Raw genomic sequence first — 24,806 nt, 5'->3', positions numbered from 1 at the left:
CGCCCGGGGATAGTGGGGCGCGGGATGGTCAGGTGGTGCGGACGGCCGGCGGGTTTCAGGCCACCGGCTCGTCGAAGACGTCCTCGACGGACTCGGCGGTGGCCGCGCGGGTCACCCAGGTGCGGAGCTGGGCGAGGTCGGCGCCGCTGACGATGCGGGTGCGGGTGTCGTCGGGGACGTCGAGGCCGCGGGTGGCCAGGACGAGCAGGAGGATTCTGGCGGCCATCTCTTTCCTGCCGGCGGTCCGGCCTTCTTCCAGGCCGCGGGTGAAGGGGCTGTGGGCCAGCCAGGTGGCGGACGTCATGATCTCTTCGAGGTGCCACATCTCCGGTGAGTGCAGGTCGGAGTCGGGGATGCCGTGCGGGCCGAGGACCTGCGCCTGGAAGTGGTAGCCGGTCAGCCCTGAAGTGATCGGTCGCGCGTAGTGGGCGGCGATCTCGTGGTCGGGGCAGACGAGCAGGACCGTGACGTCGCAGTCCAGCCTCAGCCACAACGCGGCGGCGTCGCGGGCGAGTCGCTCGGCGGTCCTGGTGGTGTCCTGCGGGATCTCCACGATGATCGCGTGCGCGGGGGATCGCGGTGGGCCGAGGGTCAGGGCCAGGGTGCCGTCGTACGGGTCCAGCCGGGCCGGGGTGGCGAAGGGCAGGTCCACGGCCATGAGGTCACGCAGGATCTCGACCGCCAGCTGGGGGTGGTCGTGGAACAACTGGATGAGGACGTCGTATCGGGGGGACGGCACGCCGCTCATTGTGACATGAGAGACGCGGACAGTGATGGTGATCCAGGGAGACGGAGGGTGGAGGCGGTGCCGAGACCCGGGTGCGGGGTGCTCCTCCTGGCCGGAGGGCGCTCTCCGGCCAGGAGATGGAGGTGCACGAGCGGTCAGCCGGTCTTGACGGCGGACAGGTCGAACTCGAGGGTGATCTTCTCCGACACCATCACGCCCCCGGTCTCCAGCAGGGCGTTGAAGCTGACCCCGTAGTCCCTGCGGTCGATCACCATGCCGCCCTCGAACCCGGCCCGCTTGAACCCCTGCGTGTCGACAGAGGTGCCGGTGTAGTCGAGCGGAACGGTCACCTGCCGGGTGACGCCGTGGATGGTCAGCGCGCCGGTGACCTCGAAGCTGTCGCCCCCGACGTGCTTCACGCCCGAGCTGGTGAACGTGATGTGCGGGTGGGTGGCGACGTCCAGGAAGTCGCCGGTGCGCAGGTGACCGTCACGCTGGGCGTTGCCGGTCTCGACGCCCGCGGCGTCCAGGACCACGCGGACGCTGGAGGCGGCCGGGTCGGCGGCGTCCAGGTGGACGGTGGCCTCCACGATGGGGAAGCTGCCGCGCACCTTGGTCACCATCGCGTGCCGGGCTGCGAAACCGAAGCGGCTGTGCGCCGGGTCGATGGTGTACGCGCCGGTGAGGTCACTGGGAAACATGCCAGACTCCTTCAGTGCTGAAATATTCAGCACGACAGTACATCTAGATATTCCAGTGCGCAACTATTGAGTACGATGCCGATGTGACGAGATGGCTCGCTGACGACGAACAACGTGCCTGGCGCGCCTTCGCGCTGGCCACGCGCCTGCTGACCGACCGCCTGGAACGCGACCTGCAGACGGCGGCCGGCATGCCGCCGACCTACTACGAGCTGCTGGTGCTGCTCTCCGAGGCGCCACAGCGCACCCTGCGCATGAGCGAGCTGGCGCACTGGACCAACTCCAAGCCGAGCCGCATCTCCCACGCGGTCAACAAGCTCGAACAGAGCGGCTGGGTGCGCAGGGAGCACTACGAGGGCGACCGGCGCGGCTGGCTGGCGGTGCTGACCGACGAGGGCCTGGCCGCGCTGGAGACCGCGGCTCCGGCCCATGTGGAGAGCGTGCGTGCCCACCTCGTCGACCTGCTCACTCCCGAGCAGATCCATCAGCTGGGCGAGATCAGCCAGGTTCTTCTTGAGCACCTGACCGAGGAGAAATAGGCAGGCGGGCGCTGTGCCGGGTGAAGCCGGCGGCCTGCACGGCGAGGATGAGCGCGCGGGCGGCGGTCAACGCCGTCCACAGGCCGGTCAGGCCCCAGGCCGCCGTCACGGGTGTCATGGCGACGGCGAGCAGGCCGTACCCGAGGACGGCCGAGCCCAGGCTCCAGCTGGAGCGCCTGAGCCCCATCAGACCGGCGGACAGCACGATCCCGCAGTTGTTCGCCAGGGCGTAGACCAGGAGGAGCGGCAGGAGGGGGAGGGCGGCGGCGAGCACGCGGGGGTCGGAGGTGAACGGTCCGAGTGCCTCCGCGCCGAGCAGGAGCAGCGCGAGCCCGGCGGCGAGCGTGCCGGCGGAGGCGATGGCCAGGGCGGCCCGGTTGGCGCGGCGGGCGTCGGCGGGCGCATGCGATCGGGCGATCTCCGGCGTCACGGCCTGGGCGACGGCGAAGGCGGCCAGGCCGAGGAGGCCGTCGAGCGCGGCGAGGATGGCGTGGGCGGCGGCGGCGTGGGGGCCCGTGCGCGCGGCGGCGTAGGTGGCGCCCCCCATCACCGCGAACTTGAGGACGACCGAGGCGGACATCGGGATGCCCAGCCTGGCCATGCGCAGGATCGGGTGAGGGCGGGGACGCCGGGGGAGCAGGGACTGGCCGGCGAACTCGGGCCGGCGGAGCAGGAGGGCGTTCGAGAGGGTGAGGGCCAGGGCGGTGGAGGCCAGGAGGGCGAGGGCGGCGCCGTGCGCGCCCGTCGGGGGCACCAGGACGAGGAGCAGGATCACCTCCGCGGCCGTGCTCGTCAGGCCCGACCTCAGCACGAGGCGGCTGTGCCCGAGCGCGATCAGCACCCCGTTCGCGCCGCCGCCCGCGGCGGCCAGCAGCACCTGGAGGGCGAAGATCTGCGGCAACGCGCCCAGGTCGTAGGGCACGCCGCTGAGGCGGGCGATCAGCGGGACGGCGAGCATGACGCCCGCGCCGACCACTCCGATCCCCAGGGACAACCAGCGCGCGTCCTTCAGGATGGGCAGCGCCTCGGCGGGGCGGTCCCGGCAGGCCGCGACGAACGGGGACATCCCGCGCAGCCCGCCGGACACGGCCGCGGTGACCGGGTTGAGCACCGCGCAGACGAGCGCGAAGGCGGCCAGTTGCGCCGTCCCCTGGTGCCCGAGCAGGGCGGTGCCGAGGAGCTGGGCGATGATCCCGGCACTCATGGACAGGAAGAGGGGGAGCGCCGCGTTCAGGATGGTGCGGTGGGGAGAGGGCATGAAAAGCAAAATCCCGAGCGGACCTGGCTCGGGATTCAAGATCATTATATCACCCTCCGGTGGCCAGGCGCGCGGGGAAGCCGCCGGTGGCGATGGGGCCCCAGCGGTCGATGTGGATGCGGATCAGCGACTTGTCCTGGCGGCGCATGGCCTCGCGGTACTCGTCCCAGTCGGGGTGCTCGCCGGCGATGCAGCGGTAGTAGCCCACGAGCGCTTCGAGCGCCTCGGGCATGTCGAGCACCTCGGCGCGGCCGTCCACCTGCACGTACGGGCCGTTCCAATCGTCGGACAGGACGCAGATCGACACGCGCTCGTCACGCCGGGCGTTGGTCGCCTTGGCGCGGTCGGGGTACGTGGAGACCACGATCCGGCCGTCCTCGTCGACGCCGCAGCTCACGGGGGAGAGTTGCGGGCGGCCGTCCGTACGGGTGGTGGACAGCAGGCCGTGGTGCCGGGGGCGGAGGAACTCGAGCAGTTCGGGCAGTTCGACGCGGCGGGCGGTCGCGATGTTCGGAGCCATCTCGGATGCCTTTCGAGTATGTCCTTCGAGGTCAGACTTCGATCTGATCCTTTCACTTCTGTCCGAGGCAAGGCCGAAACAGGGGCGTAACGGGCGTACTGCATGATCGGTGGCAACCTTCCGGCCGGTGACGCGAGGAGAGCCATGAGCGTGCCGAAGAGCCCGAGCGACGTACGCGACGCCCTGATCGCGAGACTTGGACGACGGAGTTTCCTGCGCGCGGCGGCGGCCGTGGGCGGGGCGGGCGGTGGGCTGCTGGCCGCCTCGCGCGCCGCGACGGCCGCCACGAGTGGCACGCCGACGCTGCCCCGGGAGATCCTGCAGCCCCGCAAGGGCCCGATCCACGGCAAGCACTACCTCCCCTCCGCCGTCGAGCAGGTCAGATGGGGGTACGTGCCGTCGGTGGGCAGCGAGCCGGTGCTCCGGATGCGGTCGGGGGAGACGGTCACCATCGACACCGTCTCGCACGAGGGGATCCTGGAGGACCAGGGCCGCGACCCGGTCGCGTACTTCGGCGGGCACGGCGTGCCCCGCGCGAACGTGCTCCAGGACGCCGTCTCGATCGCCCGCGACTACTCCCGCACGGCCCGCGACTTCGACGTCGACGGCCCGCACGTCGTGACCGGCCCCGTCCACGTGGACGGCGCGCGGCCGGGGGACGTGCTCAAGGTCGAGATGCTCTCGCTGCTGCCGCGCGTGCCGTACGGGGTCGTGTCGAGCCGGCACGGCAAGGGCGCGCTGGCCCGGCAGGCCGGAGGCGGCGCGCCGGACGGGAGCACCCTGGAGGAGGTCATGCCGCCGGTGGCGACCGACGGGCGGCCCACCGGCGATCCGACCCGGTACGGCAACGTGTCCGTGTTCACCCCGGTACGCCGGGGGCGGAGGGGCGTGCCGAGCGGGGTCATGAAGCGCGGGAGGTCGGGGGAGGTGACGTTCCCGCTGCGCCCGTTCATGGGGATGATGGGCGTCGCGTTCGCCTCCGCGAGCACGCCGACCGATCCCGCGCTCAACTCGATCCCGCCCACCCTCGGCGGCGGCAACATCGACATCAACCTGCTGGGCGCGGGCGCCACCTTCTACCTGCCGGTGTTCGCCGAGGGCGCGCTCTTCTACACCGGTGACCCGCACCACGCGATGGGCGGCGGGGAGGCGGCGCTGACCGCGATGGAGGGCTCGCTGCGCGGCACCTTCCGGCTCACCGTGTGCAAGGCGGGCTCCGGCGACGCGCCCTCGGTCGCCTTCCACTACCCGTTCGCCGAGACCCCGGACGCCTGGCTGCCGATCGGCCTGTCCGACCCCGACGGGTCGCGGAACGGCCAGGTGAACGACCTCGACGTCGCCATGCGGCGCGCGGTCGTCAACGCGCTCGACTTCCTGGAGCACGACCAGGGCATGGAGCGCGCGGTCGCCTACGCCTACCTGTCGGCCGCCACCGACTTCGAGGTGTCGCAGGTGGTCGACCGGACCACGGGCGTGCACGGCGTGATCCTCAAGGAGCACTTCTCGGGCTGACCGCGTAGCCGGTCCCATGGAGGGGCCGAAATTACCGTGTTATGAAATTTCAGTTGTTGACCGCTCCCGGCACGCGCGCGAACGATCGGGCATAAGCGCGCTACGAGGGAGCGGTCGGGATGAAAGCCGTACGTCTGCACGAGTACACCAAGCGTCCGGTCGTCGAGGAGGTCCCGGAGCCCCGGGCCGGCGGCCCGCTGGACGTGCTTGTCGAGATCGGCGGGGCCGGGCTGTGCCGTACCGACCTGCACATCGTCGAGGGGCAGTGGGCGCGGAAGTCCGGCGTGCGCCTGCCGTACACGATCGGGCACGAGAACGCCGGGTGGGTGCGCGAGGTCGGCGCGGCCGTGACGAACGTCCGGCCCGGTGACGCGGTCATCCTGCACCCGCTGGTCACCTGCGGGTTGTGCCGGGCCTGCCGGGCGGGCGACGACGTGCACTGCGCGAACTCGCGCTTCCCCGGCATCGACTCCGACGGCGGCATGGCCGAGCTGCTGCTCACCACCGCCCGGTCGGTGGTGAAGCTGAGCCCCGCCCTGCAGCCGGCCGACGTCGCCGCGCTGGCCGACGCGGGCCTGACCGCCTATCACGCGGTACGCAAGGCGGTGCCGCTGCTCCACCCCGGCACGCGGGTCGTCGTGATCGGCGCCGGCGGGCTCGGGCACATCGGCGTGCAGTGCCTGACCGCCATGACGCCCGCCGAGATCATCGTCGTCGACCGGTCGGCCGAGGCGCTCAAGCTCGCCGAGGGGTACGGCGCCGCGCACACCGTGCCCGCCGACGGCCGGCAGGTGGAGGCGGTGACCGACCTCACCGATGGCGAGGGCGCGCACGTGGTGCTGGACTTCGTCGGCGAGGGCGGCGCGGAGCGGCAGGGGGTGGCGATGTTGCGGCGCGCGGGGTCGTACTTCTCGATCGGGTACGGCGGGCGCGTCGAGATCCCCACCATCGACATCATCTCCACCGAGATCAACGTCATCGGGAACCTCGTCGGCTCCTACAACGACCTGGACGAGCTGATGGCCCTCGCCGCCCAGGGAAAGGTGCGCCTGCACACCAGGACGTACCCGCTCGACGCCGTCAACGACGCCATGGACGACCTGGACGGCGGCCGGCTGCAGGGCCGGGGCATCCTCGTGCCGGCAAGGAGCTAGCGGATGTACGAGAAGGACGGCCAGCGGTATTTCGTCGTGGACGGGGGAGCCGGCCGGGCTGCTCCGGCGCGGGGCCGAGCTCGGGCTGGACTGCGCGCCGGGGTCCGCGCTGCTGCTCGACGAGCCGGGGCGCCCATCCCGGAGGAGGAGGCCGAGCGCCGGTTGCGGTTCGCCCGCGTGGTGCGGGTCAGCATCGAGGGCAACGCCGGGTTCTGCCGGGGGTTGCTGCGTACGCGCTACGCGGGGGCGGAGTCTTCGTCCTAGACCGCTCGCCGGATGACGTTTCCCCATGTGGCGCTGATCACCTCTGATGTGTGGATTCCTGCACAGTTGATCGCTTGTGGTCTCCGTACTGTCTGTCTTGCCGGAAACACCCCGGCAGCACTGACAGGGAGGAACCCGAAATGCGTAAGACTCTTGCGATCGCCGCTCTGGCCGGTTCGATGGCCGTGACCGGTCTGGCGCTCAGCCCGGCCGCCGCCCAGGCGAGCACCACGACCCAGTCCGCCACGACGCAGTCGACGGTCACCACTTGGGGGAAGTTCTTCTCCAGTGACGGCAAGGCCTACACGTTCGGCAGGACGTGGAAGTCCGGTGGCAAGGTGTTCACGAAGTGGTACGGCGTGGACAAGGTCGGCGGGAAGAAGGGCTGGGTGTGGTTCGAGGTCTACCAGAACGGCGCCTGGCACAAGTTCAACAAGTCGTGGGACGGCAAGGTCGTGGGTTCGTGGAGCGGCCGGGGGATCGGGAAGGTGTACACCTTCACCTGCTGGGCCGGCAAGTTCGACAACTGCGGCAAGAAGTACCGCATCTACTAGACGATCAGGGCGACGCCCACCAGGACGAGACCGGCCGCGCTGGCCACGGCGCGCAGCGTGTTGAAGGCGGTCCACCTCGGCGAGTAGTCCTTCCAGGACATCGTCCCGGCGTCGAGGGCGTTGTTCATGGGCACGTTGATCACCATGGTGACCAGGAACGAGCCGACGAAGCTCACCCCGGCGGCGGCGAAGAACCAGATGGCGGCCGGGGCGTCCGCGAGGAACCCGGTCACCAGCGCCGCGATCGGTGAGCCCAGGAACGCGAGGTAGAGCCACGGGTTGAGGATCTTCCGGTTGATGCTCCGCATCGCCGCCTCCGCCTGGTCGGGGTCGACGGCGTTCAGGCCCGGCATGACCGACATGGAGAAGGTGTAGAAGAGGCCCGTGAGGGCGCCGTGCAGCAGGAGTGTGACGAGAGCCATTACCAACATGGTTCATATGGTGACGGCTGACCGATGAGACGGTCCATGCCCGTTCCGCTCAATCCCATACGTGAAAGTCCACGATCTCAGAGGTAGCCGTGGGCGACGATGTGGGCGGCGCGATGGGCGTAGGGGGCGGGGTCGTCGGGGGCGGTGGTGGCCAGGCCGTCGACGTACCGGTTGAACATGCAGAACGCGGCGGCGATCAGCACCGTGTCGTGGATCTCGGTGTCGGTGGCGCCGGCCTCCCTGGCCGCCGCGACGTCCTCGGGGGTGACGGCGCTCCCGCCGTGCCGTACGGCCGCCGCGACGCGCAGCAGGGCGCGCAACTTGCCGGAAATGGGGGCGGTGTCTGGGGCTGCGCACGCGTGGGCGACGACCTCCTCGCCCCCGTCGAGCTGGGCCGCGGCGAAGGCCCCGTGGGACCTGGCGCAGAACCCGCACTCGTTGAGCGTGGAGACGTAGGAGGCGATGAGCTCGCGCTCGCCCCGCGACAGCGTGTTGTCACCGCGCAGCAGCACCTCGGCCAGCTCGCTCAGCACCTTGCCCGTCTCGGGACGGTAGCGCATCAGCCCGACGATCCCGGGGGCGTCGTTGCCCAGGTCGATATGTGGCATCCGGTCCTCCAGATGGGACATTACCGAATCGGTAAGGTCTGCGAAGCATGGAGCTCTACATCTACTGGTTCGGCGACGCCCACGCCAGCAGGTACGACGTCGAGAGGCTCATGGGCCAGGTCGCCCGGGCGGTCTCGGCCGACCTCCCCGCGTACGTCTGCTACCAGCACGCCGACGACGAGGAGCAGCACCTGCTCCGCGAGCTTCTCCCGGAGCACCCCCGAGCGCCCGAGCACCTGCGTGCGGCGGGTGAGGGCATCCGCAGCGGGCTCAACAGCGCGCTGGAGGCGGCCGCGCCGGGGGGCCGGCTGCCGTTCCGGTGCGCGGCGTCCATGGTGGACGGCGCCACGGTGATCTCCCAGCTGGTCGGCGCCACCGCGTGGGAAGCGCACTACAACGGCGTTCCCGTGTTGCGCGTGCCCGTGTAGCGGCGCCGGCCGCGCCGAGCCGAGCTGGCGGACGGCGTCAAGATGTCACCAGGTGACCCATACGTCCTGGAGCCCGCCGGACAGCCCGCCGGTGCGCAGCCGGAGGTCGTCGGCGGAGTCACGCAGCCGCAGGTTCGGCAGCCGCTGCGCCAGGGTGGTCAGGACGACCTGGAGTTCGAGCCGGGCCAGCGGCTGCCCGAGGCAGTAGTGCGGGCCGGCGCCGAAGGTGAGGTGCTGGCCGCTGTTCTGCCGCCGGGGGTCGAACCGGTCGGGGTCGGGGAACTTGTCCGGGTCGCGGTTGGCGGCCGGGATGTTCGGGATCAGCGTGCTGCCGGCGGGCACCGTGGTCCGGCCGAGCTCCACGTCCTCGGTGATGAACCTGGGCACCCCGCCGATCACCGACAGCGTGCTGTCCAGGCGCAGCACCTCCTCGACGGTGCCCGGGACGAGGCCGGGGTCCTCGATGACGGCTTCGTACCGGCGGCGCTCCGCGAGCAGCATGGCCGCCATGATGGCGATCATGTTCGAGGTGGTCTCGTGGCCGGCCAGCAGCAGCCCGCGTACGGTGGCGATGAGTTCGGCCCGGCTGAGCCGGCCGTCCTCGGCGTCGGTGATCTGGGTCAGCTCGCTGAGCAGGTCGTCACCCGGGTCCGCCCGGTTGCGGTCGACCAGGTCCGACACGTACGCGTTGAACTCCCGGTAGGCCTGGTCCACCTCCTCCTGCGTGTGCCGCGTCAGCGTCAGCATGACGCGGGACCAGTGGGCGAACTTGTCCTGGTCCTCGCTCGGCGCTCCCACCAGCGCGCAGATGACCCGTACCGGCAGCGGCAGGGCGAGACCGGCCGACAGGTTCCCCGGGGAGCCCTTGGCCAGCATGGCGTCCAGCAGGTCGTCGGTCATCGCCTGGACCCTGGGCCGCCAGAGCTCCATCCTCCGCATGGTGAACCAGCGGCCGAGCAGGCGCGGCCAGCGCAGGTGGCCCTGCCCCTCGCTGATGTCCATGGTGTTCACCCGGCGCCGGTTGAACAGGCCGCCGTCCTCGGTGGTGGACAGCCGGGCGGCGCCCTCCCTGGCCAGGTTGCGGCTGAAACGCGGGTCCGCCATCACCGCGCGGGCGTCGTCGTACCTGGTCACCAGCGTGGCGACGTCGCCGCTGGGCAGCCGTACGTGCGCCACCGGGCACTTCTCGCGCAGCTCGGCGAGCTGCGGCGGCGGCTCCAGGGCCGTGGGGCGGTCGAACGGGAATTCGGGGATCGCGTCGGCAGCCACCTTGTCCTCCAACTCGGGAGCCCGTCGTCCTTCCGAATATAAGTCGATCGCCTCAGGACGCCCACGAAGGCCGGCGCGACGTGTCGGGCCACCGTGCCGGCGCTTTGTGGCGCTGATCACCTCTGATGTGTGGATTCCTGCACAGTTGATCGCTTGTGGTCTCCGTACTGTCTGTCTTGCCGGAAACACCCCGGCAGCACTGACAGGGAGGAACCCGAAATGCGTAAGACTCTTGCGATCGCCGCTCTGGCCGGTTCGATGGCCGTGACCGGTCTGGCGCTCAGCCCGGCCGCCGCCCAGGCGAGCACCACGACCCAGTCGGCCACGACGCAGTCGACGGTAACCACTTGGGGGAAGTTCTTCTCCAGTGACGGCAAGGCCTACACGTTCGGCAGGACGTGGAAGTCGGGTGGCAAGGTGTTCACGAAGTGGTACGGCGTGGACAAGGTCGGCGGGAAGAAGGGCTGGGTGTGGTTCGAGGTCTACCAGAACGGCGCCTGGCACAAGTTCAACAAGTCGTGGGACGGCAAGGTCGTGGGTTCGTGGAGCGGCCGGGGGATCGGGAAGGTGTACACCTTCACCTGCTGGGCCGGCAAGTTCGACAACTGCGGCAAGAAGTACCGCATCTACTGAACCTTGAAGGAGAACTGCTGCGGCGTTGCCCGTCGGCTCGCCTGATCGCCGGGGTGGCCGGACCAAGCTTGCCATGACAAGGTTCCGGCCCCGGGCAAAGACAAGCAGGTTCTCATGGTTGGACGATTCCTCGCCGCCCTCGCCCCGATCATCGTCTTCGCGCACCCGGCTCCCGCGTACGCCGTGACGCTGGAGCAGAAGCTCACCGCGCTCTCCGCGCTCACCAGTCCCACCAGCGCCGGCGCCGCCGCCTGGTACGACGCCTGGCTGGACCGGGCGTCCTGGACCGCCTACGCCTTCGACTGGTCCACCGACCTGTGCTCCGGCAGCCCCGACCAGCCGCTCGGCTTCGACTTCCGGATGCCCTGCCGGCGGCACGACTTCGGTTACCGCAACTACCGGGCCGTGAGCCGGTTCGCGGCCAACAAGGAGCACGTCGACAGCGCCTTCCTCTTCGACATGCGGCAGGTGTGCGCCGGGTACGAGGGGGTCCGCGAGGACGCCTGCGACCGGCTCGCCCGCTCGTACCACCAGGCCGTTCAGCGGCTGGGCGCGCTCGTGGTCGGCGAGGGGATCCACTGACCGTCACAGCCGGTGTGCGATCACCTGATCGCGGCTGTCCTGAGACCCCGGTGCCGTCGTGCCCGCCGGACCGGATCGGGCTCTCACCCGTCCGTTCCGGTCAGCCGCAGTTGGTCCGGCGCTTGCCGCCCTCGACCCCCGAGATGCGCCCCATCCAGTCCACGCACCTGCCCGCCGCGGACAGCCGGATCGGCCCGGCGTAGGAGGTGTAGTGGCGCCCCTGGTAGGCCGGCCAGTGCTGGCCGACCGGGTGCACGCCCAGGCCCGCCTCGATCAGCACGCGCGAGCCGGCGCGGTGGCGCTTGGCGATCACGCAGTTGTTGCCCGAGGCGGAGCTGTAGGTCAGGAACACGGTGCCGAGCCGGCCGATGGGGGCGGAGTTGACGACGCGGTAGCCGGGCCCGCACTCGCCCGCGTACGTGGCCGCGGCGGCCGGTGGGGCGGTGATGACGGTGCCGGTCACGGCGGTGAGGGCACAGGCGGCCACGGCCGCCGCTCGCTTGGAGCTGTTACGTAGAGTCACTGTTCGGTTATAACGCGTGTTCGCGGGGATGTCATCGAGCCGGCTCCTGGGCGGCCAGAAAAAGATCATGTAATGTGAGCCCGGCATACCCCCCAACGGCCTGGAGCCCGCCGTGCCGCACATGTCCCGCCGCCAGGTTCTCTCCCTGCTCCCCGCCGCCGGCCTGCTCGCCGTTGCCACCCCCGCGCGTGCCGCGGCGGCGGTCGACCACGCGCGGCTGCTCGCCAACACCGTGGCGATCTTCGCGGGGACCCCCGAGGTCAATGCCCGCCCCGAGGTCGCGGGCAAGCTCGCGGCCATTCTCGGCACCGCCAGGCAACGGCTGACGGCCATGGACCAGGCGGGCGCCGGCGAGCTGTTCGCCGGCCTGAAGCTGGGCACCGACGACGCCAACCTCCGGCTGGCCTACCAGTACCTGTACGAGATCGCGCTCGCGACCCGCGCCCCCGGCAGCGCGCTCGCCGACGACACCGCCGTCCAGCAGCGGGTCGCCGGCGGCCTGCGGTGGCTGCACGAGCGCTACTTCGGCGACCAGGCCGCGGGCTACTACGGCAACTGGCACAACTGGGAGATCGGCATCCCCACCCACGTGAGCAGGACGCTGGTCCTGCTGCCGGAGCAGTTACGAGGGGACCTGACGGGGACGTACATCACCTCGATGGACGCCTACCTGCGCAACGGCGAGAACGGCGACGTCGACCTCGACTCCCGCTTCCACACCGGGGCGAACCTGGCTGACATCACCGCCAACCGCATCCTTCAGGGCGCGCTCACCGGCGACGACGCCCGCGTCACCAAGGCCATCTCCGACCAGGCCACCGTCTTCGCCACGATCGACCCCTACAACCTCCGGCACGGCGTCACCGACGGCTACTACCGCGACGGCTCCTTCATCCAGCACCACTCGGTCGCCTACACCGGCTCGTACGGCCGCATCCTGCTGACCCGGGTCGTGCAGACGCTCAAGACCCTCGAAGGCGTGACCGGCGGCCCGGAAGAGCTTCCCGGCGCGGTGTACCGGTGGATCTCCGACGGCTTCGCCCCGCTGATCTTCGAGGGCTGGATGATGGAGATCGTCAAGGGGCGCGCGGTCTCGCGCACCAACACCGGCTACTCCGACGTCAGCGTGGTCGTGGAGGCCGTCGCCGACCTGGCCGACCACGTCGGGAGCGCCGAGGCGCTCGCGCTGAGGAAATACCTCAAGTTCCTGCCGGCCACCGACCCGGCCGCCTTCGTCTCCCCGGTCAGCATCGCCCGCTACGCCGCCATCCGCGCCGACTCCGCCATCCCGGCCGCCGACCTGAACCCGCCCGAGCGGTGCGTGGCGTTCAACGCCATGGACAGGACCGTCCACCGGCGCCCCGGCTACGCCTTCGCCCTGGCGCGGAGCTCGGAGCGGATCAGCAAGTACGAGTACATGAACGGCGAGAACCTCATGCCCTGGTTCCAGGGCGACGGCGCCTACTACCTCTACCTGGCGGGCGAGGACCAGCGCGAGGTCTTCGGCGTCGACTACTACACGACCGTCTCGCCGTACCGGCTGGCCGGGGCCACCGCGCCGGTGGAGGAGCGGCGGACGGTGCCCGAGCTGTACGGCCGGTTCTGGTACGAGAACCCCGGGCACCCGCTCAACTTCACCTCCTCCTCGGAGTCCCAGAACACCTACGTGTACTTCCCGCGTGCCGGCAACGCCTTCTCCGGCGGCGCGACGCTCGGCGCGTACGGCGCGGCCGGCCTGGTCCAGTCCGACGACGCCGCCTACACCGCCAAGCAGGCGGGGCTGCTGCCCGACGACTTCGTCGCCTACCGCAACGCCCGCGCGACCAAGTCCTGGTTCATGCTCGACGACGAGATCGTGGTGCTGGCCGCGGGCGTCTCCGGCCAGGACGGGCGGGCCGCGGTGACCACCGTGGACAGCCGCATCGCCGCCCCCGGCGACGCGGTCGCGGTCACCGGCGAGGGTTGGGACGGCGCGGCCTGGCAGGCGGGGGGCAGCACGCCACCGCGCTGGCTGCGCTACGCCAACGGCACCCGCCGCACGTCCGTCGGCTACGCCTTCCTCACCAGCCAGCCGGTCACGGCCGGGCTGGAGACCGTCACCCGCAGCCGCCGGGTCGTGCGCACGTCCAACCCCGACACCATGGTGACCAAGAACGTCTTCACCGCCTCCGTCACCCACCCCGCCGGCGGCGACCTGACCGCCCTCGCCTACGCCCTCGTCCCGAACGCGACCGAGGCCGCCCTGCGCGGCTACGCGAAGGGCCCGCTGTCCGTCCTGGCCAACAGCCGTCACGTGCAGGCGATCAAGCACAAGGCCCTCGGCATCGTCGCCGCCAACGTCTTCTCCGACGGCCCCCGCCACGTCGAACGCCTGCTCATCGACGGCCCCGCCTCGGTCATCGTCCGGTCCGGCGCGCGCACGGTCGTCGCCCTGTCGGACCCCACGATGAAGCGCGACCGCGTCTCCGTCGTCCTGCACGGCGCGTTCCTCAGGCTCGACACGGCCGACGAGGGCGTGACGGTACGCCGCGTGCCCGGCGGCACCCTGATCCAGGCGACCACCCGGCACGCGCACGGCCGCACCTTCACGGCGACCCTGCGCTGACCGCGCCGGCCGGTACGATGATGGCCGTGGTACCGACCCAGGGGTAAGGCGTTGCGCTGATGGCCGTGAGCATGCACGACGTGGCCCGCGCCGCCGGTGTCTCCCAGCGCACGGTCTCCAACGTCGTCAACGACTACGCGTACGTCCGGCCCGAGACGCGCCGGCGGGTGCTCGACGCCATGGCGGAGCTCGGCTACGTGCCCAACGCCGCCGCCCGCCGGCTCCGGTCCGCCCGCACCGGGCTCATCGCGCTCGTCGTCCCCGACTTCAGGGCGCGCATCTTCGCCGACCTCGCCGGTCAGGTCGTGCGCGAGGCCGAGGCGCTCGGCTACACGGTGCTGATCGAGCTGACCGAGTCGGATCGCGAGCGCGAGCTGAAGGTGCTGACGGGCGGGCGGGACCAGCTCACCGACGGCGCGATCATGATGGCCATGTCGCTGCGGCCGGACGACGGGCAGCGCCGCCGCGCGGACTATCCGATCGTGCTGATCGGCGACGAGGTGCTGGAGGGCGAGGTCCCGCACGTCGGCATCCCGAACCGGGAGGCGTCGCTGGCGGTGGTGCGCCATCTGGCGGGCGCGGGCAGGCGGCGGTTGATGTTGCTCGGCCACCATCCCGGCGGAGGGCTGACGGCACGGTTGCGGCTGCGGGGATTTCTGGAGGGGCTGGCGGAGGCGGGGCTGACGGCGTACGACGAGTTGCTGGTCGGGGCGGACTGGACCCGGGCGGACGGCCGGCGGGCGATCGAGGAGCACCTGGACGCCGGGCGGCGGCTGCCGGACGCCATCTACGCGATGAACGACTCCCTCGCCCTCGGCGCGCTCCGGGCGCTGCGCTCCCGGGGGGTCCGGGTGCCGGAGGAGGTCGCGCTGGTGGGCTTCGACGACGTCGAGGAGGCCCGCTACGCGACGCCGTCGCTGACCTCCGTCTCGCCGGACGTCGAGGCGCTGGCCGGCAATGCCGTCGCGATGCTGGACGAGCAGATCGGTGGCAGGTCCGGCGGGCGCGGGTCGCACGTCGTGGTGGACTTCCGGCTGGAGGTGCGCGAGTCCAGCCGGTGAGGCCGTGTCGCAGGGGGCCGTGGCAGGGTATTTTGCTACGTAGCAATTACCCTGCCCCCCGAAGGTTGTGAGATGCCGAGCGCCGCTCCCCACGACGTGCCCCGTCCGGAATATCCCCGCCCGCAGATGGTCCGCGAGGACTGGCTCAACCTCAACGGCCCCTGGCAGTTCGAGATCGACGCCGCCGACTCCGGCCTGGAGCGCGGCCTGCGCGAACGCGAGCTCTCCGGCACGATCACCGTGCCCTTCGCGCCCGAGTCGGAGCTGTCCGGCGTCGGGCACACCGACTTCATGGCGGCGGTGTGGTACCGCCGCACCGTGACGATCCCGGCCGCGTGGGCCGGCCGCCGTACGCTGCTGCACTTCGGCGCCGTCGACCACGACGCCACGGTGTGGGTGAACGGCGTGGAGGTGGCCCGCCACCGCGGCGGCTTCTCGCCGTTCACGGCCGACCTGTCGGCGGTGGCCCGCCCCGGCGAGGACGCCACGATCGTGGTACGCGCCCGCGACCCCCGGCACGGTCCCCAGGCCCGCGGCAAGCAGTCCACCCGGTACGGCAACTTCGAGTGCCTCTACACCCGTACGACGGGCATCTGGCAGACGGTCTGGCTGGAGCCCGTCCCGGACGTGCACCTGCGCCGCCCCCGCATCACCCCCGACGTGGCGACCTCGTCCTTCACCGTCGTCGTGCCGCTGTCCGGCAACCGCCCCGGCAGCTCGATCCGCGTGACGGCCTCCGACGGGGACGGCGCCGCCGCCACCGCGACCGCCCGCGCCGACGTGGACCTCGCACCTTCCGTGCGCCTGGAGCTCCCGGCGGACCGGGTGCGCCTGTGGGAGCCGGGTGACGGCTTCCTCTACGACCTCAGGGTCGAGCTGCTCGACGACGGTGGCGCCGTCACGGACGCCGTGGACGGTTACGCCGGGCTGCGCTCGATCGCGATCGACGGCAAGCGCGTGCTGATCAATGGCCGCCCGGTCTTCCAGCGGCTCGTGCTGGACCAGGGCTACTACCCGGACGGCCTCATGACCGCGCCCACCGACGCCGCGCTGCGGCGGGACATCGAGCTGTCGGTGGCCGCCGGCTTCAACGGCGCGCGGCTGCACCAGAAGGTGTTCGAGGAGCGTTTCCTGTACCACGCCGACCGGCTCGGCTACCTGGTGTGGGGCGAGTTCGGCGACTGGGGCGCGGCCACCGGGCACGAGCGGCAGGAGCCGGCCGCCTCCTTCGTCACGCAGTGGCTGGAGGTGCTGGAACGGGACGTCTCACACCCGTCGATCATCGGCTGGTGCCCGCTCAACGAGACCTCCCAGGCCATCGACGACCACGTCACCCAGCTCGACGACGTCACCCGCGGCATGTTCCTGGCCACCAAGCTCGCCGACCCCACCCGCCCGGTCATCGACGCCTCCGGCTACAGCCACCGGGTGCCGGAGACCGACGTCTACGACTCGCACAACTACGAGCAGGAGCCCGTCGCGTTCGCCGGGCAGCTGAGCGGCCTGGGCGAGGACGAGCCCTTCGTCAACCGGGCTTCGGGCGGCCGGCCCATGTCCGTGCCCTACCGCGGCCAGCCGTACTTCGTCAGCGAGTACGGCGGCATCTGGTGGAACCCGGAGCTGGCCGGGACCGAGCAGGACGCGCTCCGCGAGAGCTCCTGGGGTTACGGGCAGCGGGTGCGGAGCGAGGAGGAGTTCCATGCCCGATTCGCCGGTCTGACCGGGGCGCTGCTGGACGACCCGGGCATGTTCGGCTACTGCTACACGCAGCTGACCGACGTGTTCCAGGAGGAGAACGGCATCTACCGCTTCGACCGTACGACGAAGCTCGACGTGGACCGGGTCCGCGCGGTCCAGTCCCGCCCGGCCGCCGCCGAACGCTGAGACCCGGGTACCGCCGGCTGTACTCGCATCACCGGCTTGACAGGTGACGGGCGGGCCTGCCAACATCGTCACCAGTTGAACAGGTGACGCTCGCGAGCATGCCCGTCCGGGGCCGGCGATCGTCCTGCGGGAAAGGAAATGTCATGGCTGTGAGCTACACCGGGGTCGTCACCGTGACCGGAGAGGGCCGTAACGGGGGCCGCGTCCGGGCCGACGACGGTCTCCTCGACACCACCCTCGCCATCCCCGAGGAGCTGGGCGGCGCCGGTGGAGCCACCAACCCCGAGCAGCTGTTCGCCGCCGGGTGGGGCGCCTGCTTCCTCGGCGCGGTCAGGAGGGCGGCGGCGCAGCGCAAGGTGACGCTGAAGAGCACGAGCATCAGGGCCGAGGTGACCCTGCGGCACGGCGACGACGGCGGGTTCGGCCTCGGCGCCGTGCTCAACCTCGAACTGGGCGGGGTCGACCAGCGGACGGCCGAGGAGCTCGGGGACGCCGCCCACCAGATCTGCCCCTACTCCAAGGCCACGCGCGGCAACATCCCGGTGACCATCCGGGCGACCGCCGTCGCCTGACGTCCCTTTCGCCGCCGCAGGGCTCAGCCCGCCGTCCAGGGGCGGAGCTTCTCGGGGTTCCGGACCGCCCAGATGTGCTTGATCCGATCGCCCGCCACCTCGAACGCGAACACCGCCACCGTGACGCCGTCCTGCTGGGCCACCAGCCCCGGCTGACCGTTGACCGTACGCTCCAGGATCGCCAGGTCGGGCGCCACGCGGGCGATGTCGGCGAAGGCCTGCGCGACCAGGTCGCCGCCGTGGACCGGGAGGAGCCGGGCACTGACGAGCCCGCCCCCGTCGGCGGTCGCCGTGACGCCGGGGTCGAGGAGACCGATGAGGGCGTCGATGTCCTTGGCCTCCCAGGCCAGCTTGAAGTCCCTGACGATGCCGGCCTGCTGGGCGCTCGGCGTCGCGGGGGTCTCCGCCTCGCGGACGCGGCGGCGGGCCGAGGAGGCCAGCTGGCGGCACGCCCCCGGCGTACGGCCGACGATCTCGGCCACCTCGGGGAAGGAGTAGCGGAAGACGTCGTGCAGGATGAACGCGACCCGCTCGGCCGGGGTCATGGATTCGAGCACGACGAGGAAGGCCATGTTGACGGACTCGTCGAGGGTGACCCGGTCGGCGGGATCTCCCTCGGGCTTCATCCACTCCGTACGGTCGGGCACCGGCTCCGGGATCCACTCACCCACATAGCTCTCCCGCCTGGCCCGGGCCGAGCCGAGCAGGTCGAGGCAGATGCGGCCGGCGACCTTCCGCAGCCAGGCGCCCGGAGCCTCGATGGCCTCCTGCTCCCGGTCGGACATGGCGTACCAGCGGGCGTACGTCTCCTGCACGACATCCTCGGCCTCGGCCAGGGAACCGAGCAGCCGGTACGCGAGATTGATCAGCTGCCGCCGCTCACTCATGATCGCGCTCAGACTCGGATCGTCCCGGTCGTGCCCTGGCCCGGATCGGCTGGTCATGGTGTCGACGACTCCCTCGGTCACATCTCTCCTCACCAGTTGGACGAGACAGCCTGCCGAACTGTGAGGTGCCTTCCCACCTTCCGCGGGGTCGCGTCGTCGTACCGGTGAGATCTGGCACCATCCAACACCAGCCAAGGAGCGAGCCGATGAGCACCCTTCAGACCGTCGCCGACCGCGTCGAGATCGCGGCGCATTTCGTGCAGACACCGTGAGTAGGTAGTGCGGCGTGGTGGGTTCCCAGTCGGCTACAAGCCATGGACAAGAGCGGTGCTTCAGCATTTGCCGACGTGAACGGATTTTTCGAGAATTTTAGGAATCTCGGTAAGAGGTGGACGAAGGTGGCCGCGGTTGTGGCGGCGGTCGTCATGGCAGTCGCGTTACCCGCCGCGCCCGCGGTGGCCGATGGCGCGCCCGACGAGCGGCCCGACGTGCCGGTGGGCACGTGGCTGGCGGCTCGCACCCAGCCCGCGGTGCAGCTGACCAGCTTCACCTACACCGGTACGGTCGCCGTCCCCACCAGCACGATCAACCAGAACGCCTTCAACCAGCTCACCGAGCAGGCCGTCCTCGCCGTGCAGGCGGGCAAGATCTCGTCGGACGAGCGCAGCATCGCCAAGTGGCTGTTCCAGCAGATCGCCGCCGACGTCGACGCCTACCTCGCCGAGACCACCCCGGAACGTACGGTGGACGCCGAGGTCGGCGGCCTGTGCACCGGCTGGTGGGTCACCCCCGACGGCTACATGGTCACCGGAGCCCACTGCGTCCAGGTCGGCGAGACCGAGCTCAGCCGGTTGTTCGCGCAGCAGGCGCTGGCCAAGTTCAACGAGCAGGACGCCAAGGAGATCATCTCGGGCCTGCAGAACATCGCGGCCGACGAGGAGATGGTCAAGCTCGCCCAGCAGATCTACGTCACGTTCAACACCAACCACATGAAGATCCGCGGCCTGAAGCAGAGCCTGTCGGTGCTGCAGAGCCTGCCCGGCGGTGGCGTGGACAAGACCGCGAAGGCGGTGCCGGCGGAGCTGGTGTCGGTGGGCGAGAGCTACCCCGGCAAGGACTTCGCGCTGCTCAAGGTCAACGGCCAGCAGAACCTGCCGACCGTCCCGCTCGGTGACGACGCCGACGTGCGCACCGGCGACTCGCTGTACATCAGCGGTTTCCCGGGCCTGGTCACGAACACCCCGTTCTTCAGCCTGGAGTCCAAGCTGGAGCCGGCGCTGACCGAGGGGCCGTACAACGCCAAGCGCACCACCCAGACCGGCGTGCCGTACATCCAGACGCAGGCGCCGTCCTACCAGGGCAACTCCGGCGGTCCGGTGTTCAGCAAGGACGGCAAGGTCATCGGCATGCTGATCGCCGGCACGGTGAGCGAGGGCGGCGAGGCATCGGAGAGCGAGAGCTTCGTGCTGCCGGTGAGCATCATCAAGGAGAAGCTCGGCGAGAAGAACGTCAAGCCCGCCCAGGCCGTCACGACGGTCCGCTACAACGAGGCGCTCGACGACTACTTCCGCAACTACTTCGAGGACGCCCTGCCGAAGTTCCGCGAGGTGCAGGCGCTCTTCCCGAACCACCCGTACGTGGCCAAGTACATCAGCGACACGCAGGCGGCGATCTCGGCGGGCAAGGACGAGTCGCCCAGGCCGCTGCTGATGTGGGTGCTGATCGGGGCCGGGGTGCTGGTCGCGATCGTGCTCGCCCTGGTCGTGGTGAAGCTCCTCGGCAGGCGCCGCCGCCGATCCTCTCCTCCAATGGGTTACGCCCCGTACGGTGCGGTGCCGCCGCCCTCGTGGCCGCGGCACCAGCTGCCGGCCGGACATGCCGGTCAAGCGTCGCCGCCGGTCCCGCCGGCCCACGGCGGCACGTACGCCCACAACGGTCAGGGAGGTTACGGGGCCGGGCCCTATGCCGGTGGTGGTGGGCAGTACGGCAACCCTGCGCAGGGGCACGCCGGTCAGCCGTACCTGGACGACCGGACGCGCGACGCCCGCCACGGCCAGTTCGCGCCTCCTCGGGACGGTCACTCCTCCTGAGAACGGCTTCCTCCGGCAGCAGGCGGGGAGGAGCATGAGCCGTTCACGATGTTCCCCCGCAGGCGACCGTCCCCCCGAGGGGCGGCAGCCGGAGGTTCGTGGACCGGCGGCACGTGATCGTGGACGTGCCGCCGGTTCACCCACGTCCGTCCAACGATTCCCCGGAAGGGGCCCCGTTCGTATCCCCGCTGTATCGCGGATGAAGCCTGCCTGGATAGGCCCGGCGCATCGTGATGGTATGTCCGGCGAAACCCTGACCGAAGGCTGCGAGCACGGCCGTCACCGGCACCCGACCCATCGCGGGATCCCGTGACCCGATGGACGTCAGGCGACTCGGCCAAGCCGGTCCGGCCTCCTCCGCCATCGGCCTGGGTGGGACGGCCTTCAGCGGCGCGTACGGCACCGTCGATGTCGGCGCGGGTGTCCGGGTCATCCGCCACGCGCTGGATCTGGGCATCACCCTGCTCGACACGACCTGCCGCACCCGGTCCGAGGAGGTGGAGCAGCTGGCCGGCCGGGCGATCGGGGGCCGCCGCCGGGAGGTGGTGCTGGCGGCGCTGGCCCGCCCGGGCAACCGGAGCCTGGCCCGGGCCTGCGACGCCGCCCTGCGCCGGATGGCCGTCGACCACCTCGACCTGTTCTACCTGGACTGCCCGGCCTGGCGGCGGCCCATCGAGGACGGCGTGGGCGAGCTGGCCGAGCTCGTCACGGCGGGGAAGATCCGGCACATCGGGCTGGCCGAACCGCTGGCCGGGCAGATCCACCAGGCCGCCGCCGAGCACGCGATCTCGGCGATCACCTGTGAATACTCCCTGTGGGAGCGCCGCGCCGAGCTGGACCGGCTGCCCGCGGCCCGGGCGCACCGGATCGGGGTGGTGGCCTGCCGCCCGCTCGGCCGCGGCTTTCTGTCGGGGGCGGCCAGGTTCGGGGCGCATCTGGCGCATGATGACGCGCGGCGGGCCGACTTCCGCATCGCCAGGCACGCGCTGGGGGAGAGCATGCGGGCGGTGCGGTCGGCCGAGGAGATCGCCGCGCAGCTGCACCTCAGCCTCGCCAGGCTGGCCCTGGTGTGGCTGCTGGCGCAGGGCGGTGACATCGTGCCGGTCCCGAGCACGCGCAACCAGGTGCACCTGGAGATGAACGCCAGCGCGGCGGGCATCCAGCCCGACCACGCCCTGCTCGCGCGGCTCGGCACGCTGTTTCCGCCGCTCCAGGGCCCGATACCTGAGGGCCCGCCGCTCCAGGGCCCGATACCTGAGGGCCCGCCGCTCCAGGGCCCGACCTCTCAGGGCCCGCCGCTCCGGGGCCCGATCCCTCAGGACCCTCCGTGTCCGGGGTTGTGATGGGTGGACGGCGGTTTGATGAGGGACGCCGCGACGGCCTTGTTCACCGCGTCCACCCGCGAGACCGCGCCCAGCTTGACGAAGATGTTGCGCAGGTGCCGCTTCACGGTCGCCTCCGTCAGGTCCAGCCGGCTGGCGACCTGGCCGTTGCTCAGCGCCTCGGACACCAGCTCCAGCACCTGCAGCTCCCGCGCGGACAGCGGGTTGACGTCGCTCGGCTGCGCCTGGCACAGGCTCTCCCTGGAGACGGCGAGCACGACCCGGTCGTGGTCGGTGCGGGCGGCGTGCACGGCGGCCAGCAGCTCGGCCCGGCGCACGCTCTTGAGCAGGTAGCCCCGGATGTTCTGGGCCAGCAGGCTCCGCACCAGGTACGGCCCGTCGTACATGCTCAGTATGATCACCTCGGTGTCGGGTGAGGCGGCCTGGATGCGGCTCACCGTCGTGGTCACCTCGTCACCGGGGATCTCCACGTCGAGCAGCACGACGTGCGGTTTCCGCTCGGCGGTGACCGAGACGGCGCCCTCGCTGTCGCCGGCCTGGCCGACCACGACGATCTCGTCGTCGCTCTCCAGCAGCTCCTTCAGGCCCTCACGGAACAGGGCATGGTCGTCCACGATGAGGACGGTGGTGCGGTCATCCATCTCGATGCTCCGATAACGGTACGACGAGTTCCATGTAGGTGCCGCGGTTCACCACCGGTGTCAGCATCAACCGGCCGCCTATCAGCTCGGCGCGCTCCCGCATCGACGTCAGCCCCATGCCGGACGACCGGCGCGCCCGGGCCAGGTCGAAGCCGCCGCCGTCGTCCTCGACCATGGCGTGGAGCTGGCTGGGCGCGATGTTCACGCTGATGAGCACCATGCTCGGCGTGCCGTGCGCGAGCGCGTTGCGCACGGCCTCCCTGATGATGAGGAACGTCTCCGCCAGCACCTGCCTGGAGGCCCACGCCTCGTCGCCGTTGACGCGTAAGCGCATGATCACGCCGTCGGGCGCGATGGTCTCCAGGAGCGTGGTCAGCTCCTTCTCGAGGTTGTGCACCTGCTCGTCCATGCGCAGGTCGGAGACGATCGAGCGGGTGCTGAGCATGGCGTTCTGGACGGCCTCGTGCGCCAGCGTCACGCGGTCCATGGCGTTGGCCGGGTTCGTGCGGTAGACCTCGGCCAGCTCCAGTTGGTGGTGGGCGACTCCCAGCCCGGAGCCCACCCGGTCGTGCAGTTCGCGCGCGATCCTCCGGCGCTCGTCCACGTGCGCGGCGTTGATGTCGTGGAGGAGCTGGGAGGAGTAGGCGAGCGAGGCCTCGTGGACCCGCATGATGACGCTCTCGGTCACGGCGCGCATGACGAGCACGAGCAGTTCCCGGCCGCACGCGTGCTCCGAGAGGTAGTCCGCGGCGGCGTTCATGGTGACGTCCGCGAGGCAGGTCGCGGCCTGCAGCGACGCCCTGGGGTGCAGCCGGCTCTCCGCCCGGGTCTTGCCGATGTCCCAGGCGAGGAGCTTGTAGCCCTCGTCGATGGTGGGGTGGCCCAGCCGCAGGCTCCTCATGACGTCGGTGATGGTCAGGTCGGCATGGGCGAGCAACTGCGGCCGGGTCTCGGGATCGCCGATCAGCGGACTGCTCATGCTCTCCAGCCCGGCCACGTAGGCCGCCAGGAGCGCAGACCGCTCAGCGTCGAGGAAGTCGGCCAGCGCCTCCCGCAATGGCTTGCCGCTTTCGCGCACGTGCGCCATCACTGGGCCCTTCCCGGAAGGTGGGCGCCCGAACGTAGGACATCTTTTATCAAGCCCATAAGACCGACAACAGCACAGCAACATGGGCGATGTACTGCGTCGCCATGAACACTCGGTAGGGGGCCCGGCTGCCGACCCCGACCTTGACGGCCAGCCCGGCCAGCAGCACGGCGCCGGCGGACAGGCAGATCGCCATCCCCGCCAGCAGCGGCTCGGCCACGCTCACCAGGCCGGCCGCGATGGCCAGCGAGGCGGGCGCCGCGATGAGCAGGATCCGCGTACGAGCGAGGCCGTACGCGGTCAGGAAGCTGCGCCGCCCCGCCGCCGCGTCACCGAGGGCGTCGGGCAGGTCCTTGGCCGGGGCGCCGACCAGCCCCATCCAGGCCGCCATGATCAGCGCCATCTGCGGCAGCGGGGTGCCGGTGACCTCGGTGAGCCGGCCGCCGGCGGCGACGAAGCCGGCCGCGTACGTCAGCAGCGCCGCGCTGACCGCCACGGCGACGCTGGTGCTCGGGCGGGACTTGAGCAGCAGCGGCGGGGCCGAATAGGCGTGGCCGAGCACGAGCAGCGCCGCGACGAGGACCGCGAACAACGGGCCGGCCAGGACGCCGAGGCAGAGCGCGAGCACCGCGGCCCCGCCCGCGACCCTGGCCGCAGTGCCGGGGGGGAGCAGCCCGCCGGCGATGGGCCGCGAGGAGCCGTTGGCCCGGTCCTCGACCACGTCGGTCACCCCGTTGAAGAGGTAGACGAAGAACACCGCGAGTGTCCACGAGCAGATCCCGAGCAGCGCACCGGAGGGCCACGACCCCGCCGCTCCCAGCGCGGCGCCGGCGCCGAACCGCAACGCGAAGACCACGAGCACGGACGGCCGGGACTCACGCAGACACAGGACGGGCACGCGCCACGGCGCCACTGATCGGTCGGCTCTCATAG

26 protein-coding genes are annotated in these 24,806 nt (G+C 71.0%); 14 read left to right on the top strand and 12 right to left on the bottom strand.

Features of this window, described 5'->3' with window-relative positions; genetic code table 11:
- Positions 1 to 55: 55 nt before the first annotated feature.
- Together ACBJ59_RS48480 and ACBJ59_RS48475 are read right to left on the bottom strand one after the other, a co-directional pair.
- Positions 56 to 739, bottom strand: coding sequence for a hypothetical protein (locus ACBJ59_RS48480; RefSeq protein ID WP_375116801.1), 684 nt, complete (start codon positions 737 to 739; stop codon positions 56 to 58).
- A gap of 143 nt (positions 740 to 882) precedes the next feature.
- Positions 883 to 1,428: a YceI family protein gene (locus ACBJ59_RS48475; protein ID WP_375116800.1), complete on the bottom strand. Its 546-nt coding sequence runs from the start codon at positions 1,426 to 1,428 to the stop codon at positions 883 to 885.
- Between the two features lie 83 nt (positions 1,429 to 1,511).
- On the opposite strand from ACBJ59_RS48475, the gene ACBJ59_RS48470 reads away from it, so the two are divergent.
- Positions 1,512 to 1,967, top strand: coding sequence for a MarR family winged helix-turn-helix transcriptional regulator (locus ACBJ59_RS48470; protein ID WP_375116799.1), 456 nt, complete (start codon positions 1,512 to 1,514; stop codon positions 1,965 to 1,967).
- Here ACBJ59_RS48470 and ACBJ59_RS48465 read toward each other — a convergent pair.
- Positions 1,927 to 3,225: an MATE family efflux transporter gene (locus tag ACBJ59_RS48465; protein ID WP_375116798.1), complete on the bottom strand. Its 1,299-nt coding sequence runs from the start codon at positions 3,223 to 3,225 to the stop codon at positions 1,927 to 1,929. The two genes, ACBJ59_RS48470 and ACBJ59_RS48465, sit on opposite strands and share 41 nt — an antisense overlap.
- 49 nt (positions 3,226 to 3,274) lie before the next feature.
- Complete coding sequence (locus ACBJ59_RS48460; protein WP_364116778.1) at positions 3,275 to 3,745, bottom strand: PPOX class F420-dependent oxidoreductase; 471 nt, start codon at positions 3,743 to 3,745, stop codon at positions 3,275 to 3,277.
- A 144-nt stretch (positions 3,746 to 3,889) separates the two neighbouring features.
- Here ACBJ59_RS48460 and ACBJ59_RS48455 point away from each other — a divergent pair, with 144 nt between their 5' ends.
- From ACBJ59_RS48455 to ACBJ59_RS48440, 4 genes are all read left to right on the top strand, one after another.
- Positions 3,890 to 5,257: an acetamidase/formamidase family protein gene (locus tag ACBJ59_RS48455; RefSeq protein ID WP_375116797.1), complete on the top strand. Its 1,368-nt coding sequence runs from the start codon at positions 3,890 to 3,892 to the stop codon at positions 5,255 to 5,257.
- A 119-nt stretch (positions 5,258 to 5,376) separates the two neighbouring features.
- Complete coding sequence (locus ACBJ59_RS48450) at positions 5,377 to 6,411, top strand: NAD(P)-dependent alcohol dehydrogenase (RefSeq protein ID WP_375116796.1); 1,035 nt, start codon at positions 5,377 to 5,379, stop codon at positions 6,409 to 6,411.
- Between the two features lie 3 nt (positions 6,412 to 6,414).
- Positions 6,415 to 6,675, top strand: coding sequence for a hypothetical protein (locus ACBJ59_RS48445; protein WP_375116795.1), 261 nt, complete (start codon positions 6,415 to 6,417; stop codon positions 6,673 to 6,675).
- A 140-nt stretch (positions 6,676 to 6,815) separates the two neighbouring features.
- On the top strand, positions 6,816 to 7,229 hold the full coding sequence (locus ACBJ59_RS48440) for a hypothetical protein (RefSeq protein ID WP_375116790.1): 414 nt from the start codon (positions 6,816 to 6,818) through the stop codon (positions 7,227 to 7,229).
- On the opposite strand, the gene ACBJ59_RS48435 is transcribed toward ACBJ59_RS48440, so the two are convergent.
- Complete coding sequence (locus ACBJ59_RS48435) at positions 7,226 to 7,660, bottom strand: DUF1772 domain-containing protein (protein ID WP_375116794.1); 435 nt, start codon at positions 7,658 to 7,660, stop codon at positions 7,226 to 7,228. The two genes, ACBJ59_RS48440 and ACBJ59_RS48435, sit on opposite strands and share 4 nt — an antisense overlap.
- A gap of 77 nt (positions 7,661 to 7,737) precedes the next feature.
- The gene (locus ACBJ59_RS48430; protein ID WP_375116793.1) at positions 7,738 to 8,268 is read right to left on the bottom strand and encodes a carboxymuconolactone decarboxylase family protein; all 531 of its coding nucleotides are present in this window, start codon (positions 8,266 to 8,268) and stop codon (positions 7,738 to 7,740) included.
- Between the two features lie 47 nt (positions 8,269 to 8,315).
- Between ACBJ59_RS48430 and ACBJ59_RS48425 the strand changes: the two genes are divergently transcribed.
- A complete protein-coding gene (locus tag ACBJ59_RS48425; RefSeq protein WP_375116792.1) occupies positions 8,316 to 8,696 on the top strand; it encodes a hypothetical protein in 381 nt (126 codons plus the stop codon).
- Positions 8,697 to 8,741: 45 nt separating this feature from the next.
- Here the strand turns inward: ACBJ59_RS48425 and ACBJ59_RS48420 are convergent, their stop codons facing one another.
- Entirely contained in the window at positions 8,742 to 9,965 is a 1,224-nt protein-coding gene (locus ACBJ59_RS48420) for a cytochrome P450 (protein WP_375116791.1), read from the bottom strand.
- A 219-nt stretch (positions 9,966 to 10,184) separates the two neighbouring features.
- Between ACBJ59_RS48420 and ACBJ59_RS48415 the strand changes: the two genes are divergently transcribed.
- Both ACBJ59_RS48415 and ACBJ59_RS48410 read left to right on the top strand, forming a co-directional pair.
- Entirely contained in the window at positions 10,185 to 10,598 is a 414-nt protein-coding gene (locus ACBJ59_RS48415; protein ID WP_375116790.1) for a hypothetical protein, read from the top strand.
- A 114-nt stretch (positions 10,599 to 10,712) separates the two neighbouring features.
- Positions 10,713 to 11,180: a phospholipase gene (locus ACBJ59_RS48410; protein WP_375116789.1), complete on the top strand. Its 468-nt coding sequence runs from the start codon at positions 10,713 to 10,715 to the stop codon at positions 11,178 to 11,180.
- A gap of 100 nt (positions 11,181 to 11,280) precedes the next feature.
- Here the strand turns inward: ACBJ59_RS48410 and ACBJ59_RS48405 are convergent, their stop codons facing one another.
- Positions 11,281 to 11,703 (bottom strand): spore-associated protein A, encoded by a 423-nt coding sequence (locus ACBJ59_RS48405; protein WP_375116788.1) that lies wholly within the window; start codon positions 11,701 to 11,703, stop codon positions 11,281 to 11,283.
- A 121-nt stretch (positions 11,704 to 11,824) separates the two neighbouring features.
- Between ACBJ59_RS48405 and ACBJ59_RS48400 the strand changes: the two genes are divergently transcribed.
- The 4 genes from ACBJ59_RS48400 to ACBJ59_RS48385 all read left to right on the top strand — a co-directional run bounded on the left by ACBJ59_RS48400 (position 11,825) and on the right by ACBJ59_RS48385 (position 17,825).
- Positions 11,825 to 14,308: a polysaccharide lyase family 8 super-sandwich domain-containing protein gene (locus ACBJ59_RS48400; protein WP_375116899.1), complete on the top strand. Its 2,484-nt coding sequence runs from the start codon at positions 11,825 to 11,827 to the stop codon at positions 14,306 to 14,308.
- A 71-nt stretch (positions 14,309 to 14,379) separates the two neighbouring features.
- Positions 14,380 to 15,369 (top strand): LacI family DNA-binding transcriptional regulator, encoded by a 990-nt coding sequence (locus ACBJ59_RS48395; protein WP_375116898.1) that lies wholly within the window; start codon positions 14,380 to 14,382, stop codon positions 15,367 to 15,369.
- A 72-nt stretch (positions 15,370 to 15,441) separates the two neighbouring features.
- On the top strand, positions 15,442 to 17,253 hold the full coding sequence (locus ACBJ59_RS48390; RefSeq protein ID WP_375116787.1) for a glycoside hydrolase family 2 protein: 1,812 nt from the start codon (positions 15,442 to 15,444) through the stop codon (positions 17,251 to 17,253).
- A gap of 143 nt (positions 17,254 to 17,396) precedes the next feature.
- The gene (locus ACBJ59_RS48385; protein ID WP_375116786.1) at positions 17,397 to 17,825 is read left to right on the top strand and encodes an organic hydroperoxide resistance protein; all 429 of its coding nucleotides are present in this window, start codon (positions 17,397 to 17,399) and stop codon (positions 17,823 to 17,825) included.
- Between the two features lie 23 nt (positions 17,826 to 17,848).
- On the opposite strand, the gene sigJ is transcribed toward ACBJ59_RS48385, so the two are convergent.
- A complete protein-coding gene (sigJ, locus tag ACBJ59_RS48380) occupies positions 17,849 to 18,793 on the bottom strand; it encodes an RNA polymerase sigma factor SigJ (protein WP_375116785.1) in 945 nt (314 codons plus the stop codon).
- A 317-nt stretch (positions 18,794 to 19,110) separates the two neighbouring features.
- Here sigJ and ACBJ59_RS48375 point away from each other — a divergent pair, with 317 nt between their 5' ends.
- Positions 19,111 to 20,802, top strand: coding sequence for a serine protease (locus ACBJ59_RS48375; RefSeq protein WP_375116784.1), 1,692 nt, complete (start codon positions 19,111 to 19,113; stop codon positions 20,800 to 20,802).
- A 317-nt stretch (positions 20,803 to 21,119) separates the two neighbouring features.
- Positions 21,120 to 22,145, top strand: a complete 1,026-nt coding sequence (locus tag ACBJ59_RS48370; RefSeq protein ID WP_375116783.1) for an aldo/keto reductase — start codon at positions 21,120 to 21,122, stop codon at positions 22,143 to 22,145.
- On the opposite strand, the gene ACBJ59_RS48365 is transcribed toward ACBJ59_RS48370, so the two are convergent.
- From ACBJ59_RS48365 to ACBJ59_RS48355, 3 genes are read right to left on the bottom strand one after another with little or no spacing between them, the layout of a single operon-like run.
- Entirely contained in the window at positions 22,118 to 22,786 is a 669-nt protein-coding gene (locus ACBJ59_RS48365; protein ID WP_375116782.1) for a response regulator, read from the bottom strand. The two genes, ACBJ59_RS48370 and ACBJ59_RS48365, sit on opposite strands and share 28 nt — an antisense overlap.
- Positions 22,779 to 23,873 (bottom strand): sensor histidine kinase, encoded by a 1,095-nt coding sequence (locus ACBJ59_RS48360; RefSeq protein ID WP_375116781.1) that lies wholly within the window; start codon positions 23,871 to 23,873, stop codon positions 22,779 to 22,781. The genes ACBJ59_RS48365 and ACBJ59_RS48360 overlap by 8 nt, the downstream gene beginning before the upstream one ends.
- 49 nt (positions 23,874 to 23,922) lie before the next feature.
- Positions 23,923 to 24,804, bottom strand: coding sequence for a UbiA family prenyltransferase (locus tag ACBJ59_RS48355; RefSeq protein ID WP_375116780.1), 882 nt, complete (start codon positions 24,802 to 24,804; stop codon positions 23,923 to 23,925).
- Between the last annotated feature and the right edge of the window lie 2 nt (positions 24,805 to 24,806).

Origin of the sequence: Nonomuraea sp. MTCD27 (assembly GCF_041950495.1) — a bacterium.
GTDB lineage: Bacteria > Actinomycetota > Actinomycetes > Streptosporangiales > Streptosporangiaceae > Nonomuraea.
Note: the sequence above shows the minus strand (reverse complement) of the source record. Positions and strands in the feature narration are given on the sequence as shown.